At 32.2% G+C, this 20,679-nt stretch carries 21 protein-coding genes; 10 read left to right on the top strand and 11 right to left on the bottom strand.

Going from position 1 to position 20,679, the window contains the following annotated elements; genetic code table 11:
- The 4 genes from AC8GF4_RS04780 to AC8GF4_RS04765 all read left to right on the top strand — a co-directional run bounded on the left by AC8GF4_RS04780 (position 1) and on the right by AC8GF4_RS04765 (position 3,665).
- Entirely contained in the window at positions 1 to 840 is an 840-nt protein-coding gene (locus tag AC8GF4_RS04780) for a phytoene/squalene synthase family protein (protein WP_506593069.1), read from the top strand.
- Positions 841 to 873: 33 nt separating this feature from the next.
- Positions 874 to 1,314: a sterol desaturase family protein gene (locus tag AC8GF4_RS04775; RefSeq protein WP_506593068.1), complete on the top strand. Its 441-nt coding sequence runs from the start codon at positions 874 to 876 to the stop codon at positions 1,312 to 1,314.
- 312 nt (positions 1,315 to 1,626) lie between these two features.
- Positions 1,627 to 2,097 (top strand): SRPBCC family protein, encoded by a 471-nt coding sequence (locus AC8GF4_RS04770; protein ID WP_506593067.1) that lies wholly within the window; start codon positions 1,627 to 1,629, stop codon positions 2,095 to 2,097.
- Between the two features lie 272 nt (positions 2,098 to 2,369).
- Positions 2,370 to 3,665, top strand: coding sequence for a cryptochrome/photolyase family protein (locus AC8GF4_RS04765; RefSeq protein WP_506593065.1), 1,296 nt, complete (start codon positions 2,370 to 2,372; stop codon positions 3,663 to 3,665).
- A 279-nt stretch (positions 3,666 to 3,944) separates the two neighbouring features.
- On the opposite strand, the gene AC8GF4_RS04760 is transcribed toward AC8GF4_RS04765, so the two are convergent.
- The 7 genes from AC8GF4_RS04760 to AC8GF4_RS04730 all read right to left on the bottom strand — a co-directional run bounded on the left by AC8GF4_RS04760 (position 3,945) and on the right by AC8GF4_RS04730 (position 10,946).
- Positions 3,945 to 4,130, bottom strand: coding sequence for a hypothetical protein (locus tag AC8GF4_RS04760; protein WP_506593064.1), 186 nt, complete (start codon positions 4,128 to 4,130; stop codon positions 3,945 to 3,947).
- Between the two features lie 656 nt (positions 4,131 to 4,786).
- On the bottom strand, positions 4,787 to 6,205 hold the full coding sequence (locus AC8GF4_RS04755; protein WP_506593063.1) for an SDR family oxidoreductase: 1,419 nt from the start codon (positions 6,203 to 6,205) through the stop codon (positions 4,787 to 4,789).
- Positions 6,206 to 6,209: 4 nt separating this feature from the next.
- Entirely contained in the window at positions 6,210 to 6,893 is a 684-nt protein-coding gene (locus tag AC8GF4_RS04750) for an SDR family NAD(P)-dependent oxidoreductase (RefSeq protein ID WP_506593062.1), read from the bottom strand.
- A gap of 133 nt (positions 6,894 to 7,026) precedes the next feature.
- Positions 7,027 to 7,176 carry a hypothetical protein gene (locus AC8GF4_RS04745; protein WP_506593061.1) on the bottom strand — a complete coding sequence of 50 codons (150 nt, stop codon included), beginning with the start codon at positions 7,174 to 7,176 and terminating at the stop codon, positions 7,027 to 7,029.
- A gap of 7 nt (positions 7,177 to 7,183) precedes the next feature.
- Entirely contained in the window at positions 7,184 to 8,668 is a 1,485-nt protein-coding gene (locus AC8GF4_RS04740) for a cryptochrome/deoxyribodipyrimidine photo-lyase family protein (protein ID WP_506593060.1), read from the bottom strand.
- A gap of 135 nt (positions 8,669 to 8,803) precedes the next feature.
- Entirely contained in the window at positions 8,804 to 10,111 is a 1,308-nt protein-coding gene (locus AC8GF4_RS04735) for an ABC1 kinase family protein (RefSeq protein ID WP_506593059.1), read from the bottom strand.
- Positions 10,112 to 10,280: 169 nt separating this feature from the next.
- Positions 10,281 to 10,946, bottom strand: a complete 666-nt coding sequence (locus AC8GF4_RS04730; protein ID WP_506593057.1) for a TetR family transcriptional regulator C-terminal domain-containing protein — start codon at positions 10,944 to 10,946, stop codon at positions 10,281 to 10,283.
- A gap of 119 nt (positions 10,947 to 11,065) precedes the next feature.
- Between AC8GF4_RS04730 and AC8GF4_RS04725 the strand changes: the two genes are divergently transcribed.
- On the top strand, positions 11,066 to 11,977 hold the full coding sequence (locus tag AC8GF4_RS04725; RefSeq protein WP_506593056.1) for a TIGR01777 family oxidoreductase: 912 nt from the start codon (positions 11,066 to 11,068) through the stop codon (positions 11,975 to 11,977).
- Positions 11,978 to 12,210: 233 nt separating this feature from the next.
- Here the strand turns inward: AC8GF4_RS04725 and AC8GF4_RS04720 are convergent, their stop codons facing one another.
- The 4 genes from AC8GF4_RS04720 to AC8GF4_RS04705 form a co-directional block, all read right to left on the bottom strand.
- On the bottom strand, positions 12,211 to 12,750 hold the full coding sequence (locus AC8GF4_RS04720; protein WP_506593055.1) for a YceI family protein: 540 nt from the start codon (positions 12,748 to 12,750) through the stop codon (positions 12,211 to 12,213).
- A gap of 268 nt (positions 12,751 to 13,018) precedes the next feature.
- The gene (locus AC8GF4_RS04715; protein ID WP_506593054.1) at positions 13,019 to 13,567 is read right to left on the bottom strand and encodes an acyl-CoA thioesterase; all 549 of its coding nucleotides are present in this window, start codon (positions 13,565 to 13,567) and stop codon (positions 13,019 to 13,021) included.
- Between the two features lie 4 nt (positions 13,568 to 13,571).
- Positions 13,572 to 13,937, bottom strand: a complete 366-nt coding sequence (locus AC8GF4_RS04710; protein WP_506593053.1) for a 6-phosphogluconate dehydrogenase — start codon at positions 13,935 to 13,937, stop codon at positions 13,572 to 13,574.
- Between the two features lie 6 nt (positions 13,938 to 13,943).
- A complete protein-coding gene (locus tag AC8GF4_RS04705) occupies positions 13,944 to 15,314 on the bottom strand; it encodes a DNA recombination protein RmuC (RefSeq protein ID WP_506593052.1) in 1,371 nt (456 codons plus the stop codon).
- Between the two features lie 170 nt (positions 15,315 to 15,484).
- Here AC8GF4_RS04705 and AC8GF4_RS04700 point away from each other — a divergent pair, with 170 nt between their 5' ends.
- The 5 genes from AC8GF4_RS04700 to AC8GF4_RS04680 all read left to right on the top strand — a co-directional run bounded on the left by AC8GF4_RS04700 (position 15,485) and on the right by AC8GF4_RS04680 (position 20,482).
- Entirely contained in the window at positions 15,485 to 16,351 is an 867-nt protein-coding gene (locus AC8GF4_RS04700; RefSeq protein WP_506593050.1) for a protease complex subunit PrcB family protein, read from the top strand.
- Positions 16,352 to 16,458: 107 nt separating this feature from the next.
- Positions 16,459 to 16,779 (top strand): hypothetical protein, encoded by a 321-nt coding sequence (locus AC8GF4_RS04695; RefSeq protein WP_506593049.1) that lies wholly within the window; start codon positions 16,459 to 16,461, stop codon positions 16,777 to 16,779.
- Between the two features lie 18 nt (positions 16,780 to 16,797).
- A complete protein-coding gene (locus tag AC8GF4_RS04690) occupies positions 16,798 to 17,349 on the top strand; it encodes an RNA polymerase sigma factor (RefSeq protein WP_506593048.1) in 552 nt (183 codons plus the stop codon).
- Positions 17,350 to 17,411: 62 nt separating this feature from the next.
- Positions 17,412 to 19,064 carry a hypothetical protein gene (locus tag AC8GF4_RS04685; RefSeq protein WP_506593047.1) on the top strand — a complete coding sequence of 551 codons (1,653 nt, stop codon included), beginning with the start codon at positions 17,412 to 17,414 and terminating at the stop codon, positions 19,062 to 19,064.
- A gap of 227 nt (positions 19,065 to 19,291) precedes the next feature.
- Positions 19,292 to 20,482, top strand: a complete 1,191-nt coding sequence (locus AC8GF4_RS04680) for an alkaline phosphatase family protein (protein ID WP_506593046.1) — start codon at positions 19,292 to 19,294, stop codon at positions 20,480 to 20,482.
- Positions 20,483 to 20,679 lie beyond the last annotated feature (197 nt).

Genomic DNA, 20,679 nt, shown 5'->3' with positions numbered 1-20,679 from the left:
ATGAAGCAATTATTTGATGATGTTTCCTTCAAGTGCAGTAAATTGGTCACCAAAAATTACAGTACTTCGTTTTCTATGGCGGTTTATATGTTGGCTCCCAGCATTCGTGACGCTATTTATAGTATTTATGGTTTTGTCCGTTTTGCCGACGAAATTGTGGATTCTTTTCATGGATACGACAAAGAAAATCTAATCAATGATTTTGAAGCCGAATACTATAAAGCAATGAAATCTGGTATCAGTTTGAATCCGATTCTCAATTCCTTTCAACAAACCGTTAGAGAATATAATATCACGGACGAGATGATTCAATCATTCCTCAAAAGTATGAAGCTTGATTTAATCAAATCAGACTACCATAGTAAGGAAGAATACAACGAATATATTTACGGATCTGCCGATGTAGTCGGGTTGATGTGTCTAAAAGTTTTTGTAAAAGGAGATGATGAAAAATATCTTTCATTAAAAGACCAAGCCATGCGATTGGGTTCTGCTTTTCAAAAAGTGAATTTTCTTCGTGATTTGAAAGATGATAATTTAGTACTAAACCGCAATTATTTTCCAGGTGTCGATTTGAAGTCTTTTGATGAAAATTCCAAAAAAGAAATTATACAAGAAATTGAAGCCGATTTTTTAGAAGCTTATAAAGGTATTGTTTGTTTACCTTTGGAAGCTAAATTTGGAGTGTACACGGCTTATGTATACTACAAGAAATTACTCCAAAAACTGGCAGGTACACCTTGCCACGAAATAGGAAACACGCGTATTCGAGTTTCCAATTATTCAAAAGCAGGTTTATTAGCGCAGTCATTTGTGTCTTACAAGTTGAAATTGGTATAAAAACAGAATGATTTTTAATTAAATAAAAGCAATATGATTTCTTTTTTGATTTTTTTAAGCGTTTTTTTAATCATGGAATGCGTTACTTGGCTCACTCATAAGTATGTCATGCATGGTCTCATGTGGTATTTTCACGCCGATCATCACCAACCCAAATACGCGCATACATTCGAGCGCAACGACATATTTTTTGTCATTTTTGCTATTCCAAGTATCGTTCTTTTTTATTTTGGCGTACAAGGTGGAATGAATTATCTGTTTTTCATCGGTCTTGGTATTATGGCCTATGGTTTTTGCTATTTTATGATACACGATGTATTAATTCATCAACGATTCAAATGGTTCAAAAACACCAACAACAAGTATTTAATTGGCCTTCGAAAAGCTCACAAAATCCACCACAAACATCTCGGTAAAGAACATGGAGAATGTTTCGGAATGCTATTTGTACCCTTCAAATACTATAAAATATAAAATAATTTGGGCATGACCGCTTGAAAAAAGCGGTCGGGCTATCCGTTCCCGCTTTTTGGTATTGGGCAAGAAAAATGCCCAATACCAAAAGAGCTCCACTTTTATCCCTCATGCAAAGGCATACTGCACATCAAGAAATACTTGACTAAAAAATATTTATGAATTATAGTGTTTTAGCTTAGTTTTTGTGTCATTTCGACGGAGTAGAAATCACATTTATTACTCATCTAGTGTTTTTTCTACTTCGCCGAAAAGAAACAGTTAGAAAGAATATTTGATTTAAACATGAAAATGCGATAACCAATACAAAAAATGAAAGTATATAAAAAAGAAACCGTTCAGCATGTCAATGCTACACTCGAGGAATGTTGGGCTTTTTTTTCCAGTCCTCAAAATTTACAAAAGATTACTCCAGAAAACATGGGTTTTCAAATCACCGATTTTGACAATAAACCCATGTATGCTGGACAAATTATTCAATACAAAGTAACACCACTTTTAGGAATAAAAATTGGTTGGATGACAGTAATCACCCAAGTCAAAGACAAAGCTTATTTTATAGACGAACAACGTTTTGGTCCCTACAGTTTGTGGCATCACAAACACTTTTTTGAAGCAACCCCAACTGGCGTAAAAATGACCGATGTAGTACATTATGCATTGCCTTTAGGTTTCTTGGGACGTATTATGAATAGTTTAGTGGTGAAGAACAAGCTACAAGAAATCTTTGATTACCGTTGTGTAAAAGTAGATCAGCTTTTTAATAAAAAAGACTCTAAGTAACTAAGATACTGAGCTACTAAGATTTTAAAAAAGGGTAAAAATATTTTGAAAATGAGAATATAAACTTAGTCCCGATAGCTATCGGGCAATGTCATTAAGTTAAGCTTTGTTTTTTCTCGCCAAGACGCAAAGGCGCAAAGTTAAGAGTCGATTTCTTGGCGTCTTCGCGTCTTTGCGAGAGTTATATTTTGAAAAAGCGTAGTGAGAAACCCTTAACTTAATGACATTGAGCTATCGGGATAGCAACTTAGTTTCTCAGCAACATAAATAAAATGTCAAAACAACAAGTTTCTATTTTTTGGTTCCGACGTGATTTGCGTCTCGAGGACAATGTAGCATTGTACCATGCTTTGCAATCCAAACATCCTGTAATTCCCATTTTTATTTTCGACTCAGATATATTAAATAGTTTACCTGAAAATGATGCTCGGGTTGGTTTTATATATGATTCGCTTCAAAATATAAACACCCAATTAAATGCTATTGGCACTTCAATTTTAATCAAATTCGGAACTACAACTACGGTTTGGGAATCCCTTTTTCAAGAGTTTGCTATTTCAGAAGTTTTCTTTAATAAAGATTATGAGCCTTATGCTATCAAAAGAGATTTAGCAATTGATGCATTGGCAAAAGTAAATAATGCACTTTGTTTTCCTTTTAAAGATCAAGTAATTTTTGAAGAACTCGAAATCACCAAAGCCGATGGATTACCCTATACCATTTATACACCTTACAAAAATAAATGGATAGAGAAATACAAATCCATGGCGCCGCTTGAAGAATGCGATACTCAAAGTTATTTCTCCAATTTTCACAAAAGCAATTTTGATTTTCCCACTTTGCAGCAAATTGGCTTTGAGGAAAGTCATATAAAAGTAGTTCCTCACAATCTCACACAGATAAGCAATTACCATGAAACCAGAGATTTTCCTGCCATAGACAGTACATCGTATTTGTCACCCCATTTGCGTTTTGGAACAGTAAGTATACGGAAATTAGTGAATTGGGCAGTTCACAAAAACGATATTTTTTTGAGCGAATTGATTTGGAGAGAATTTTTTATGCAAATCCTTTTTAGCTTCCCAAAAATAGTCACTCATAATTTTAAATCGGCATACGATGGGATTCAGTGGCGCAACAACGAAGAAGATTTCAAACGCTGGTGTTCCGGAACAACTGGCTATCCAATGGTCGATGCAGGAATGCGTCAACTTAATCAAACAGGCTATATGCACAATCGAGTACGTATGGTTGTGGCTAGTTTTTTGTGCAAACACTTACTCATCAACTGGCAATGGGGTGAAGCTTATTTTGCCGAAAAGTTATTGGATTATGATTTGTCTGCCAATATAGGCAATTGGCAATGGGCTGCGGGAACAGGTTGCGATGCAGCACCATATTTTAGGGTTTTTAATCCCGAAATCCAACTCAAAAAATTTGACGAAAAAGGGATCTACATCCGCAAATGGATTCCCGAATTTGAATTGGGTTATGAGCAACCAATGGTAGAACATGCTTTTGCTCGTGACAGAGCTATAGCTACTTATAAAGCGGGTATTTTGAATTGATTTTTGTAGGTCTATGCTTTAATCCAAAATCCGCATTAGAAATCTACTACAACTAAATTTTTCTTCAAAACCACGAACTTTTTTCACGCTTTTATATTTTACATTGGAGTTCAAGATACGCTTCGCTTAATTCTCTCATTTTTAAATTCCAAATACAAAAGTATTACATCTTCAAAATAGTCCGTGAGCTCTTGCCTTTATTGAATAATTCAGTTTCGCTACGAAGTCTAATGCGGATTTTGGGTTTAAAAATTTTTTAAGTTAATTTTTAGGAAATAGCTAAAACGTACATTTTTTATTTAAAAAACCATGTATTTCCATTATTAAAATAAATGGAATGGCAAATGGAAAAACAGCAATGGTTATTAGTAGTTGTTTATTCCAACCATACTTTTTTTTTGCTTTAGTATTAGCAATACCAAATCCTACCAAATAGGTGAATGAAAAATACAAGGCTATAAGCATAATTTTAAATTTAATAGGTAAAAATACAATAAAAATCGATTAAGTGTATTTTTTTTATTTTTTATAAGTAATTACTTTTCAAAAAATGTGCTGTAATTGTCTTTTTTATTTTTTTTCCTAAGAGGTTTGTTTTTAGAGTATTGTGGGTTGGAACTAGCTCGTGGTATGTGTGATTCCTTGTTTTAAATAGTAGAGGTTCTTCTGTTTTTTTGGAAGTGGATATAGTAATTGAAAGTTTTGTTCCTTGTAATGACACACTCAGACTTATTGCGAGGAAAGAAGAAAAACCACTAGTAAGAGTAATCCTTTCCTTTGTAAAAATCAATTTCTGTTACTTCCCTTGAAGTTGTTTCGGGTGAGGGATAACATCCAATGTCATTAAGATTAAGGGTTTCTCACAACTCTTTTTTAAAATATAACTCTCGCAAAGACGCGAAGAAATCGACTCTTAACTTTGCGCCTTTGCGTCTTGGCGAGAAAAAACAAAGCTTAACTTAATAACATTGGGATAGCAGCAATCCGCAGTGGCGGAGCGTATAGCCCAACAGCATTTGGTAAAGGGGGCTCCTAAGCAGTATTTGAGTAGCCCCCTTTGACTAATGGTGGCACCTCCAAGTGGTTTTTAATTAGGTATTTGTTTTGAACAAAGCAGCAACTTATTGAATCAACTTATGTAGCATTCCTTTAAAAATAAACCCATGAAAAGGCAAAACAGAATACCAATATAGTTTTCCCCATATACCTTCTGGTCTAAAAGTTGCCGATTGGTACAAAGTGTTGTTGATAATTTTAAATTCGAGCCAAGCCTCGCCAGGTAGTTTCATTTCGGCATAAAGAATGAGTTTGCCTTCGTCTTTGTTGGCATACAAAACACGCCAAAAATCTAATGCATCTCCTGCATGAATGTCATGTTTATTTGTACGTCCTCTTCTGGAGCCTACGCCCCCAAAAAGTTTGTCTATAAATCCACGTAACTCCCACAACCAATCACCATAATACCAACCGGTTTCACCACCAATGGACCATATTTGGTTGATGGTAAATGCTCGATTTTGAATTTCCATTTTTCTGCGGTCAATAAAACAGTCTTTTTTGGGCACTTTGAGGTAATCACCTAGATTACCAATGAACTGACCACTTATCATTGAATCTTTCCAACTCGAAACGATGTCATCATTATCAATCTTCACTAAAGCCTTGGATAAGGCCAATTCATAAGGCATTGGGTTGACATTCAAAATTGAATTTATGCTGTTGTCTCGGCAAATAACTTCGACTTTCATACTGCTGACCAATGCCGATGCTAGTCTATAAGAAGTGGAGGTTACAAAATACAGCCAATAAGAAGATAATTTGGGACTCATTACAGGTATGGTGTAAATATACCTTTTGAGATGTATGGCTTTGGCAAAGCCCAAAAGCATTTCTTTGTAGGTGAGAATATCTGGACCGCCAATGTCAAAACTTTGATTATAAGTTAATGGATTTAATATTGATTTTGTCAAAAAATTTAAAACATCTGATATTGCAATGGGTTGGCATTTGGTATTGAGCCATTTTGGAGTAATCATTAGGGGTAATTTTTGAACCAAATCCCGAATGATTTCAAAAGAAGCACTTCCAGAACCTACAATAATTCCCGCTCGTAATGTGGTTGTGGCAAAAGTTCCCGTATTTAAGACATCTTCGACCGCTTTCCGTGACGAAAGGTGTTTGGAAAGTGATTTGTCATTGACAATACCACTTAAATAAATGACTTGTTTGGTGTTGGTGTGATTGATTCGCTCTACGAAATGTATGGCTGAAAGATGTTCCAAATCATCGTAATTGCTATCCGATCCAGACATAGAATGGATTAGGTAAAAAGCAACATCGATATCTCTAGGAATATGTGATAATGTTTCAAGTTTTAAGAAATCAACTTCGATGATTTTTACGTTTTTTTCAAATTCTTTCGGACAATAAAAACGTTGTTTGTCTCGCACGCAGCAAAGAACTTCATGACCTTGTTCTACCAAAATCGGCAAAAGTCGCTTTCCTACATATCCTGTTGCACCTGTTAAAAGAATTTTCATACCGTTATAATTTAAAACTCACAATACCATAATCCATTTCAAAAACTTGTCCCGAAATGGATTTAGCATTTTCGGATATTAAGTAATTGGCCATTTCGGCAACTTCATTTGGTTTTAAGTAACTTTTCATAGGATGTCGTTCGATCATGTTTTCTTTCATGCGATCGTTTCTAAGGATATTGGCAGAGAGCGAAGTTTCAGTTATGGTGGGTGCAATTGCATTTACACGAACTACTGAAGCCAATTCGGCACCAAGTGATTTAACCAATCCTTCGATTCCAGCTTTTGCGGTTGCTATACTAGCGTGAAAAGGCATTCCCAATTTAGCGGCAACAGTACTGAATAAAACAATTGATGGATTGTTTCCTTTTTTTAGGGTAGGCAGATATTTCTGTATTACTTTTACAGCGCCAACCACATTAATTTCGAAATCATTCCTAAAATCGTTCAGATTCAAACTCATAATGGGTTTTAGTGTAATAGAGCCTGGACAATAAATAAGAACATCTACAGCTTCAATTTCAGGTAAATCATCTTCAAGAATTGAAAGAGGATAATGAATTAAGTTGGGATGTGTAATGTCAGGTGCAGTTCTACTAATGTTGTATACTTGGTTGTTTTGCAATTGTTGCAATAAGATAGCACTTCCAATTCCTTTGCTTCCGCCAATGATTACTATGTTTCTCATATTTTTATTATATTATTTTTTAATATATTATTGCTGTTGATTTGTCTCTTTGTCAAGTATTAGAATTGGTATTCTTAAAAAAGTCTGTGATATCTAGTGTCTTTTCATTAGGACCTCTGCTAATTAGTGATACTTATTGAGACTGGATGGTTTCATTTCTGCTGTCCATAATGAGGTAACTTCTTTCAAATTTAATGAAATTTGTATTAAAAACGATTCGACCTTGTAAATACATTTCTATTATTTGATCGTTACTTATTTTTAAAATACTTTTTGAATTCATCTAAATTTTAATCAATATCACCAACATCGGCCATAGTGTGTAATTTTAAAATTCTATTGTTTTCTTCTTTTACGATTGGGTTTTTCTTCATACTCCATAAAAAATTACTTGCATATTTGCGTGTTAACTCAATGTTTACAATAGGTTTAGGGTAATTTAGCCCTAAATCAAAATTGTTAAATTTTTGGTCCAAATAGGTCATCTTTGAAGGATTGTGTACAAAAGAAGTGGGTAGATCTCTTAATTCAGGCACCCACTTTTTGATAAATTCTCCTTCTGGGTCGTGTTCTAAACTATTTTTCAAAGGATTGTAAATGCGTAACATATTAATTCCTGTTTCTCCAGCTTGCATTTGTAATTGTGGAAAATGAATTCCAGGTTCAAAATCCAAAAACATTTGTGATAGATGTTGGGTTGCTTCTTGCCAAGGTTGCCATAGATTGTGTGTAAAAAACGAAACCACCATTGCACGCATTCTGAAATTTAAGTACCCAGTTTCATTCAAGCATCGCATGGAAGCATCTATAATAGGAAAACCTGTTTTCCCGGTTTGCCAAGCATGGATGTAAGAATCATTTAGCTTCTTTTTTAAGCTATGATAGCCTTTGTTTACACTTTCAAATTCCATTACTTCTTCCATTTCAAATTTTTGTATGAAATGGGCTTGCCAGGTTAGTCTTGAAACAAAAGAATCAATTTGTTTTTTATCATTAGTTAGGAATCGAAAATTGGCGGCTTGTTGCAATACTTGTCTCGAAGATAAATTTCCCCATGCAATGTAAGGAGACAATCGACTGCAGCTTTTTCGAGATAATAAAGGTTTCGAAAGATTTCGACTGTAATCCAAATAACGATTGGCAAAAAAGCTTTCTAAATATTTCTCTGCAATACTATTTCCTCCTTTTTGAAAATTATCATTTGATATAGTTTCTAATGTAACAGTTTCGAATCTGTTTTCTAAAAATTGGATGTCTTTTAGGTACAAGAAATTAGTTGATTTTGCTTCAAAAGGAAATTGTTTGGTATTCATGTAATCCTCCCAAAGACTTATCCAATTTTTCCTGTGTTCTAATCCTCTAAAGATACCATTATTGATGTTTTCTTTCCAATGAATAACATTGTTTTTACAAAATCGTTTAAACGATTTGTCTCTTTCAAAAGTAATTTTAATACCCGTTTCTTGATGAGAAAAAACAGAGTCAATTTTGTATACTTCTTGAATAGAATTGATTATCGAAATCACTTCGCCAGAAACACTCAGGATTTTGGTGTTAAATGGTAGCAATTGTTGGTTAATATCCTGAATGGATTGTTTGATAAAATTCCAATGTCTTTCACTATAATGACCATCTTTCTGTAAAGAATTTTCAAATACATACAATAACAAGGTAGGTGTTTTGGATTGCATGGCATTAAAAATGGCTTCGTTGTCTTGCAAACGGAGGTCTCTTTTGAACCAAACGATATTGATATGATTTCTATTGCTATTCATTTTTTGTAGTTTTACTATTTTTTCTTCTGCATTATTCATTGCAATATTTTACTTTGTCACATTCTTTTTTTATTCTCTAAAAAGAAGTTCACATACCAAACAAAATTTGATTCCAATTCCGATTTTTTTAAGCTTTTATTTGTATTTTTTGTATTGATTCACAACGATATTCGCTTTCAAATCAAACAACAAATTGTAGAGTCCAAAAAAGGTTCGGTTCATATAAATAAAATGTTTGGAACCACGATTTCCATTCATTTTTCTTAAGTTGGTGTCTTTTGAAAATCGCTGCCCCAATTGTGCAATATTCCCAAAAAATTCTGGGTCCGAAAAGTCAAAGGTCTCTTCTTGAAAAGGTTTGGTGAAAAGGGATAACAAATCGTAAAAAATTTGAGTGAAATAGATGATTTCTTCTTCAGAATCATCGGCTCTTAGAATTTCAAGTTCAAAAAGTTTTTTGTTAAACAATTGTGCATTGTTGAGTATTTTTGGATCAACCAATTCAAAATAAGGAATATAAAAATCATTTGGAATTTTCTTCATGCAACCAAAGTCCAACGCGACCAATTGATATTTTTCGTTAATCAAAAAATTACCGGGATGCGGGTCGGCGTGTACTTTCTTTAAAATATGAATTTGATACATATAAAAATCCCATAAAGCTTGTCCAAGTTGGTTTCCTATTTTCTGATTTTCATTTGTTGCTGTGAATTCAGAAAGGTGAATTCCAGTCATCCAATCCATTGTAATAATTTTTTCAGAGGAGAACTCAGGATAATATTCGGGAAAAACTAAATGTTCTATTTTTTTGCAGGCAGCAACTACTTCTTGACTTTGTTCCAGCTCTAGTATATAATTAGTTTCTTCGATCAATTTGTCTTCGACTTCTTTGAAATACTTATCAGAGTCTTTGCCTTGGAGATTAAACATTCGGATGGCAATGGGTTTTACCAATGACAAATCCGATGAAATACTATTGGCAACACCCGGGTATTGAATTTTTACAGCCAATTTTTTGCCGTTTTTCATTGCAATATGTACTTGTCCAATACTTGCTGCATTAACCGAATTAGCATTGAACTCGTCAAAAACTTCATAAGGAGTTTTCCCTAAGTTGGATTTAAAAGTTTTTAAAACCAATGGTGCAGAAAGTGGAGGGACAGAAAATTGCGACAATGAAAATTTCTCCACATAAGCCTGAGGCAAAAAACTTTTGTCCATACTTAGCATTTGAGCCACTTTAAGCGCGCTTCCTTTTAAACTTTTTAGACCATCATAAATATCTTCAGCATTGTCTTCGTTGAGTTTGTCTCGAGTCAAATCAGAATTGACCATTTTTTCTCCATAATATTTCAAATAGTTCACGCCTACTTTGGCACCTGTTTGTACTAGTTTTGAAGCTCTTTCTATTTTGGACGTTGGAATATAGTCTATTGTTTTCATTATTTTTTGTTTAGGTTTATTTTACAACAAGAAATCAAATTGTTTGCAACTAAATCACTAAAAAAAGTTGTAAAACTTAATTTTATATCATTTTAAAGTTTTTTCATCACTTATTATTTAGGTGCTGTTTATTATAGCTTTACGCCTTTATGACATAAAAAAACTAGTGTTAAGTAGTCTTGTTGTTTATTTTTTCTTTGAAAATGAATTTACCAAAATCAATTAGGCTATCAATTGGTGTAATGTTTATCAATTCAAAAGAAACTTTTACTGATTTTTCGATAAAGATGTCTGTTTTCTCAAACGAAGGAGATGCATCTTCCATCCAAAATTTTAAGGTCAATAGAAATTGAATCCAAAACGATTCGGTTAATGCTTTTTCTTGGTATTTTTGTAATTTTTCAATTTTTATACGGAAATCATCAGTGATTATTTCAGAAATATAGTCTTTGAATTTAGTTCTAAATTCCTTTAAAATCATTAAGTTTTTAAATTGATTTTGATGTTGTTTCAAATTCATTACCACATAACTTCTATTGGCTGTAATTAATTCAAAAAAAGTAAAATAAAAGCTCAATAGTTTGCTCTTCATGTCGTAACTTTCATAATTATCATCTTTCTGCAAAAGCTCGATTGTTTTGTCAAAAAAGATATTGTATATTTCTTTTTCTATACTTTCTAATGTTCCAAAAAAAGTATAAAATTCAGCTTCGGTGAAACCATTTTCTTTGGAAAAATGAAATACAGACTTTGGTTTTTCATTGTGTTCTAAAGTGTAATTCATATACATAGACACAATACCATCTTTGGATAAATTAATTTTTTTAGTTGCCATTTTTATTTTTTTTTATTTGAGTATAAAGATACGAATGTTTAACTTATTATTAATAATGTTAAACAAAATATTAACTTATATTTGCATAGTCATAATTGATTGCATTAAATTATATAGAAATGAAAAAGAATGTTTTAATAACGGGAGGCACTGGATTTATTGGAAAACAATTGACTAAAATTTTGTTGGAAAGAGGGTATTCTGTTTCAATATTGTCTAGAAATAGTAAACCAAATACCGATGGTATTTCCTATTTTATTTGGGACGTCTCAAGTCATAATATTGAAGAAAGTGCTGTACTACATGCCGATTTCATCATTCATTTGGCAGGAGAGAACATTGCTGAGAAAAGATGGACCACTAAGCGCAAACAAGATATTTTGGAAAGCAGAACTCTTTCGGCACAGCTAATTTACTCTGTTTTAAAAAAACATAATAAAAGGATAAATGCTTTTGTTTCGGCTTCTGGAATTGGTATTTATGGAGCCACAAATGGTGAAGGTATTTGTACAGAAAATACATTGCCCGCTAATGACTTTATAGGAACAATATGTCAAGAATGGGAAAAATCTGCCGATTTAATGAGTGGTTTGGGAATTCGTACTGTAAAAATTCGTACTGGTTTGGTATTTGGAACTAATGATGGCATACTAAAAAAACTTGCTCCAATTTTTAAGTTTGGTTTGGGAAGCGCATTAGGATCAGGAAAACAATATATGCCATGGATACACATAAATGATTTGTGCATGATGTATATAATTGCTATTGAGAACGAAAAAATTACTGGTGCTTACAATGCTACAATTAATGACAGCACCACTAATTTAACCTTTTCAAAAGCATTGGCCAATTTCTTTGGTTATAGCATTTGGCTTCCAAAAGTTCCTGCTTTTTTAATTCAATTGGGAATGGGAGAAATGGCATCTTTAGTGCTCACTGGTAGAAGAGTCTCCTCCGACAAAATAAAAAGTTTGGGGTTTAGATTTCAACATACAAGTCTTTCTAATGCCTTAAGAGATTGTTTGAAATAGCGTTTAAGTTTTAGCGTTTAAATTTTAAATTTTTTATGCTGTTTTATCCCAGTAAATTTCATCATCAAAGAAGTTAAAGTAATGTTTTAAATGTATTGTCGTATTCTAAAGTTTCCAATTTTTTTGCCACAGATTTCACAAATTAAAAGGATAAATTTGTTACGTGGTTTAAATCTTTTTAAACTGTCGCAAAAACTTTTTTTATAATTGTGACAAGGTGTCTTTCTTACTACTTAATTTAAAACACACTCAATCTTTGTATTTACTTTTTTTGAAATTTTGGCAATAACCATGTTCGGAATTTCAATTTTAAAATCTTCTGTGTTCAAAGTGAAGTGGGAGGTAATCTGGATTTTATTGTCAACTTTTTTGATTTTTGCATTTACGGCAATCATTTTGGATTGTCCATGAATAGTTATTTTTCCTTTTATTAGATAATCTTTTTCAATTTCATTTATAAATTTGAGATCAAATTTTTCTATAATTCCTTTAAAAGTTGCTTTAGAATAGCGATCGCTTTCCATATAGTTGCTATTAAAGTGTTCTTTCATCAAATCTCTTTTGAATTGAAAATCTTTAATAATAGCTGTGAAATTTATTTGACTCTTTTTAGGATCTAATTCACATTTTACAACATCATTTTTTGCTTCAACAGCTTCAAAAAGAGGGACAGATGCTTCGAAATAAATTGAGCCTTTTGAAGTGCTAAATTTTTCTTGAGCATGAAGAGTAGAAAGGATAAATAAAAGGGCTAATAGAGTAATTTTTTTCATAATTGGTCTATTAAAGGTTTACATCTAAAGTTACGATTAATAAGTAACAATAGTCTTAAAATTACGCCAAAAAAAAAGCCAATATCATAAGTAATGAACTTTGATGTTGGCTTTTTTTTAGAATTTAAGTTTCTAAGATTCTGAGTTCCTAAGACTCTAAGATTTTGTACTGAGATTTTTTTATCAACGTACTAATTTAAGTCTGATTTTTAAACTTAGAAACTTAGAAACTTAGTATCTCAGTAACTCAGAATCTTTAAAAAAAAATCTAATCCAAATTGATCTGGACATTATATTTTTTTAAGGTTTCCATTGTTTCTTTTGAAGTGTAGTTGAATACTTCTTCATGAAGGTCTCTTTCTTTTTTTAGCGATATTTGTTTTAATGCGTTGCAAAATCGTTTGACATCTTCAAAGTTTGATAGGATTAAACCTGGAACGGGAACACTATTGCCTTCGTTGTCTTTGGAAACCATTGTAAAATAAGAGGAATTACAATGTTTTTTTATACCAGTTTGAATGTTTTCTGCTTCAACTCGAATTCCAACGACCATAGAACTTTTGCCAACATAATTTACAGAAGCTTTCATAGTTACTAGTTCACCAACTTCAATTGGTTTTAAGAAATTGACAGTATCTACCGAAGCGGTTACACAGTAGTTTCCAGAAAATTTGGATCCGCAAGCAAAAGCTATTTGGTCCAATAGGGATAATATGTATCCACCATGTATCTTTCCGCTAAAGTTGGTGTGAGAGGGCAGCATTAAAACCGAAATGCTAATATGTGAGGACGCAACTGTTTTGAATGTTTTTTCCATAAGTTTATCTTTGTTCAAAAAGAGATTTTTCTTTTTGGATTGTTTTAATAAAATAACGAGTTTCTCCCCACCAAACAAAAGTTCTGTATTTTTCTACATAAGTAAGTTTTACATATTGACCTTGCAAAGTTTTCATTGTTTCGATAACTTCTTTATCGCTGTCCAAAATAGAAAATTTAAAAATTTGAGCTCCCGAAATCCCTTGACTCAATTCTCCTTCCCATGTTTTGATAACAACACCTTTGTGACTTAACCGGATAAGTTCTCCGGAACGAATTCCTTCACTAACAGGAACATAATAGATAAATGCAAAATAACTAAAAAAACCAATGGCACATAATGCAATAATAACGGCAAGTATTTTTCTCATAAGGAATTAATTTAAAAGTGAATTTTCATCTACATCAGCTCTTTTTAAAATGCTGTCGGGTAATGCTTTTTTTGCTTTAGCGCCCATTTTCTTGAGTTTTTCAACACTTGTAATAAGATTTCCTTTTCCTTCTACAAGTTTATTCATAGCGGCACCATATTCTATTTTACTTTCATCAATTTTTTTTCCAATCTTGATTAAATCACCAACAAAACCTTCAAACTTATCATACAATGCACCAGCTTGACGCGCAATTTCAAAAGCATTTTCCTGCTGTTTTTGGTTGGCCCACATGCTATCAATTGTTCGCAACGTAGCCAATAGGGTAGAGGGGGTAACAATCACAATATTTTTTTCGAAAGCTTTGTTGTACAAAGAAACGTCCTCATTAAGTGCTATGGCAAATGCGGGTTCCATTGGAATAAACAACAAAACAAAATCGGGGCTTTCTATTTGGTACAAATCCTGATAATTCTTGTCTCCCAACTGTTCAACGTGGCGTTTTATAGAATTGACATGCTCTTTTAAATAGTTGTTTTTCAGAATTTCATCATCTTCGTTAATGTATTTTTCGTAAGCAGTCAACGAAACTTTAGAATCGACCACCATCTTTTTACCATCGGGTAAATTGATGACTACATCTGGAAAAACACGATTCCCATCCGCGGTAGTATGGCTTTGTTGTACTTCGTATTCACGTCCTTTCTCTAATCCTGATTTTTCTAAAACACGTTCTAATACAAGCTCTCCCCAGTTTCCTTGCATTTTACTGTCGCCTTTTAATGCTTTGGTCAAGTTGATGGTTTCCTTGCTCATTTGAATATTCATTTCGCGCAAACCTAAAATTTGTTGGCGCAATGCTGCATGATAATCAATGCTTTCTTTGTGGGTGTCTTCGACTTTCTTTTCGAATAAATGAATTTTATCTTGCAATGGAGTCAAGATATTTTTCATGTTTTCTTTGTTTTGCTCTGTGAATTTATTCGATTTTTCTTCTAATATTTTGTTGGCAAGATTCTCAAATTCTTTGGTAAATTTTTCTTGAAGTTTTTCGACTTCTTCTTTTTGTTCTTTGTTGCGTTCCCAAAGATTTTCAAAATCAACTTCTTTTTTGGATAGTTGAATGGCTAGACTGTCTTTTTCGTTTCGAATGCTTTCTTTTTCAATATTGGATTGGTCCAGTTGTTTCTCGAAAGTATTTTTGTCTAATGAAAACTGCTGTTTTTGTTGATCAAACTGTGTGTTTAATGCAATTAATTTTTCTTCTAAACTTACTTTTTCGGATTGGAAACGCGCTGAGAAAATAAGCTTTCCAATAAAAATACCCAAAACAAGCGCAATAATAAAAACCAATAATAAAGGAAGAATTGTTGACATAAAATTTATTTTATAAAAAAGTAAAAGTAAGCATTAATACGTAGTACTTAATTTTTAAAAATGAAATTTCACGAATTAATTCGATATTTATAATAAACCAACATTTTTTTTAATTGACGCAACCTTTATACTATTCCGTCATCTAAGTAGTATACCAAACCAAATTTATTATGATGAAATATTTTATACTGTTGATAGTTGCGACAAGCTTTTTTTCCTGTACGGACATAACTGAAGATAATGTGCAAAAATGCGGAAACATTACCAATACCCCTTTTGAAAGCTTTGCATACTGCGGTACATTAAAAGAAAATCCAAAACAACCTTCATTTTTTATATTAAATTCAAATGATGATTTTTTAAAGAAATTTACAACTTGTCAAACTTTTGATGTTGCATTACCTGATTTTACTCAGAAAAGAATTCTTGGACTTTTTGCAGGTCCAAAACCAACAGGAGGATACGAGTTGAAAATTCAATCCATCCAGGAAGATAATTGTCAAATTGTAGTGCAATATTTTGAAAAAGAACCCAAAAAAGGAGAGGTGTTAACTACCGCCGTAACTTTTCCATCCGATTATGTGGTGGTTCCCAAATCAAGTAAACCAATTGTTTTTCAAAGAGTTTATCAAAACAATGATTATATAGTTTTTGGAACTTATTTTGGTTATTGTGTTGGAAATGATTGTCTTACTTTTTTTAGAATTGACAGCCAAAAGGTGCTACGTTATTTAAATGCAAATTATGGGTTGTATGATTTTAACCAATACCAATATAAGTCTTTGGTGTACAAAGATGATTTAGCAACTTTTTATTCAAGAATTCCTATTGAGATTAAAAACCTAAAAGGCCAAACCAAAATATTTGGTTCTCCAGACTCGGCTGACCAAGGTGGAGTATATTTTGAATTGCATCAAGGAGATGTTGTAACAAAAGTATTTTTGGACAATAGCAAAACTGTAGATCAAAATGAAAGCATTTTAGCATTCAAGAAGGTTATTCAAGACAAGATTGTTGAGTTGAAAGGTAAGATATAGTTAATCTAAAATTAATACAGTATTATTCTGATTTTTATAAATTTAGCATTGTACTAGTTTGTGTTGTAAATATGATAATTCCTGATTTTTTTTAAATTATAAAAAATATGAAAAATAATATTTTATTTCTTCTTTTGGTATTTACCTTTTGCTCTTGTAGTTCTGATGATTCTAAAAAAGGGAGATGGAACAAAAACGAGCTGATGAATAGTTGGGCTTGGAAAATTTTTGTTTTTACAGATTTAGGCGAAACATCGCTTCTAAAAAACACTAAAAACAATTTTGACAATAGCACAAAAGTTAATGCTATTTTTGTAGATAATTTTAAAGATTTTGATGTAACAAAAACTTTTTTAACGGATCAAAAATTGACTTTAAGCGAACCGATCGAAGAAGTAAAAAGAATACAATTCAAAAGAAAAAAATAACTGTTACAACTTTATTTCTTGAAAGATAATATAGAACCATTCATTCGAAAATGTGTCGAAAACGACAGAGAAGCACAACTGAAAATATATCAGTTGTTTTCTCCTATTCTATATGGTCTATGCCTAAAATATATGCGAAACGAAGACGACGCCAAAGATGTTTTTCAGGAAGCATTTGTTATTGCTTTTCAAAAAATGGGGCAATATAAATTTGAAGGAAGTTTTGAAGGTTGGATCAAGAGAATTTTTATAAATAAATTATTGGAAACACTCAAAAAAAAGAAAAAGGATGTTTTGTTTGTTGATGTATTTGATTTTGAAGATGATGTAATTGAAGAGGAAGAAATGGATTTGGTCCCCATTGAACAAGAAAAATTATTAGAATACATACAAGAATTGCCCGATCAATATAGAATGGTTTTTAATTTATTTGTTTTCGAAAAAATGAAACATAAAGAAATTGCCACGTTACTCGAAATCTCAGAAGGCACATCAAAATCGAATTTGAATAGAGCCAAGAGTATTTTGAAAAAGAGAATTTTGATGGTTTTAAACTGTAAAATAGCATAACAGTTTTCAAATTAAAATTTTCAAAACCTATTGATTTGTCAATAGCATAAAATTAAATTAGAATGAAAAACAAAAAAGCAAAATCTATTTTTTCTTCATTGGAAGACTTCAACAGTATTCCTCCTCCCGAATTATGGGACAAAATTGAAGCGCAATTAGAGCAACCTAAAAAGAAGAAACGTGCCTTAATTTGGTGGTCGGTTGCGGCTAGTTTATTAATTGGACTTGCTGTTCCAACTACTTTATATTATAATTCAAATCAAGGCAATTTCAAGGGCAATAGCAATTTCAAAGACAATGGTGTTGTGAATGTCAATCCTAATAAAAATAAAAATACGAGTATTGATAAAAACAAAAAAGAGAAAGAAACTAGAATTGTAAATGCTAAAACTAATTTAAACGCTAAGAGAAATAATAACAACAAAACTGATAAGAGCCATATTCTTATCAACACTACTAATTCAATAGCTACAACAGCAGTTTCCAATAATTCTTCTGAAATAAAAAAGCACTCAGGATTTAAGAATATAGATCAACAGAAAAAGAATTTGAATAATCCAACAAGTAAGCAGGAAGCAAGATCGAGAGCTTTAGTTGCAAACCAAAATTCAATTTCTGTGATTTCTAAAACGGAATTAGTAAATGGTAAGTCTGTTCAGGAAAACAATTCAAATGGCAGCAAAAAAGCTGTTGTAAATAATGAAAATAATAGCATTTTTGTTTCAAAAAGTAATAAAGTAATCTTGGCTAATGCAATTTCAAAATCAGAATTAGCAATTGGTATGTCTTCTCATAGTAATAATTCAAATGGGAATGATAAGATAATTGAAAATAGCAGCAACACTACCGTTTCAAAATCAAAACACAATAATTCAACAGTATTGACAGCAAATGCCAAAGATTCTGTTAATAATATCAATAAGGAAATCGCACAATTAGAAAATGCATTAGTACAGCAGGATAAAGAAAAGACCAAAAAAACAAAAGAAAAGGTTTCTGATAAAATTGACAAATGGTCTCTTCAAGTTTTTGCGGGTGTAATGAGTTCTCAGAATTATAACAATCAAAAAGCATTAGGAAATACTTTGGCATCCCAACAAACTAGTGGTTATGGTGTAAAGACCAACTATAAGTTGAATAAAAAATGGGGAGTAAGTTCAGGAATTAAAATCAATGAATTAGGTCAAAAAATCGATGGGGTTTCGTATTATAATCAGCAAAGTTATTCAGGATTAGTGACAGGTTCATTACCAAATGGAAGTAATGTCAATTTTATAAATACATCCAAAAGTGATTATGAATTAGTATCAATATCAAACAATGAAGGGTATTTGTTTGCTTCCAATTCGAAAGCGGATACTCCTTTTGAGAAAGGAAATGTAACTCAAAACTTAAAGTATTTTGAAATGCCTCTTGAAGTTTCTTATGCAATTTTAAGCAAAAAAAAGGCCAATATCACTATGAATACCGGAGGTTTTGTCGGTAAACTAATTTCCAATGATATTGCTTTGAATGGAAATTCGATTGGAGAAAATAACAATGTAAAAGAATATGTTTACGGAACTTTATTGAGTAGTACTTTGCAATATGAAATTTATAAAAAAACCAAATTTTTCATTGAACCGGGAATGAATTATTACATTAATCCATTGGAGAATCAATCCTTCAATCAGTTTCAATGGATGTTTAATGTAGGATTGAATGTTTCGTTTTAATAATCATAAACTGCATTGTCGCTTTGCAATTAATTATAATTTGAACAAATTGTTATATAAAATATCATTTTACCAAAACAATCAAATTGAAAATTAATTATATCACATAATATACCTTTCTGTTTGTTAAATAATTAATAGAATGTAATTGCGATGGCAACAGTTGTTTAAAATACTTACGGAAATCTGACGATACCATATTTCAACAAAAATAATATTAACTGCATATGAAAAAAGTATTTATTTGTATTTTTATTTTCTTTTTTTCAATGGTAACTGCTCAAGAAATCAAAAAACCCTATGTGATATTGGTTTCTTTGGATGGTTTTAGATGGGATTATCCCAAATTTTTTGATACGCCTAATCTTGATCGTATGGCCAAACAAGGGGTGAAAGCCAAGTCGATGCAACCCAGTTATCCTACCAAAACTTTTCCTAATCATTATTCGATGGCCACGGGTTTGTATCCCGATCATCATGGCATTGTGAATAATAACTTTTATGACCCTGCCACCAAAAAAGTATTTACGCTAAAAACCGAAGCAAAAAAGAATGGTGATTTCTATGGGGGAAATCCCATTTGGAATCTCGCCGAAGCACAAGGGGTTAAAGCGGTTTGTTTCTACTGGCCAGGTTCGGATACCGGAGTTAAAAGTGCTAGTATTTTTAAAGCATACGACGAGTCAGTGAGTTATGAAAGCAGAATAAATACCGTAATCGATTGGCTCCAACTTCCCGAAGCGGAACGTCCGCATTTCATCACGCTCTATTTTGAACAACCTGACGAAACCGGACATAATTATGGTCCTCTTTCAACGGAAAATAGAAAAATGGTACCCAAAGTTGATGCAGTCATTGGGCAACTCATGCAAAAATTAGACGCACTTCCCATCGGTAAAGAAATCAATCTAATTGTAGTTTCAGACCACGGAATGACAACCATTAGCAACGACAAAAAAGTAGCAATTTTAGACTATCTCAAACCAGAATGGTACGGATATGCTGCGGTTATCAACCCTATTATGAGCATTGAAGCTAAAGCTGGATATAAAGAAGCTATTGCTGATGCTTTAAAAAAAGTACCTCATATCAAATGGTATCGGTCTAATAAAGTACCTAAACGTCTGCATTTTGGAACTAATCCAAGAGCTTTAGATTTTGTAATTGAAGCAGATGCTGGTTATAGTTTAGTCAACAAACCCGATCAAAAAGTCAGCGGAGGAACGCATGGCTATGATAATAAAATGAAAGACATGCAAGCCATTTTTTATGGCAAAGGCCCTAATTTTAAAATAGGAAAACAAGTAAAATCTTTTCGCAACGTAAGTGTTTATCCATTAATTGCCAATATTCTAGGACTGAAGATAGAGACTATAGATGGTGATTTGGATGAGGTGAAAGGGATGTTGAAAAATTAGTTGTTGCTTGATTACGTAATACGTGTTTGTATTTAAAAAATACTGCCCGAAAATTATTTTTCGGGCAGTTTTTTAACAAGATAGTAGTAGCTTATTTTTTTATGATCAGTTTGTTGGTACGCTTAGTTTTTGAATCTTTAACAAAATAAACACCTTCTGTAAGTTGCAAATACAGATCAAAAGAATACTTTGAAAAG

This window comes from Flavobacterium rarum (SeqCode), from assembly GCF_965234445.1.
Taxonomy (GTDB): Bacteria; Bacteroidota; Bacteroidia; order Flavobacteriales; family Flavobacteriaceae; genus Flavobacterium; species Flavobacterium rarum.
The sequence above is the reverse complement of the archived record's forward strand: the minus strand, read 5'-3'. Positions and strand labels throughout refer to the sequence as shown.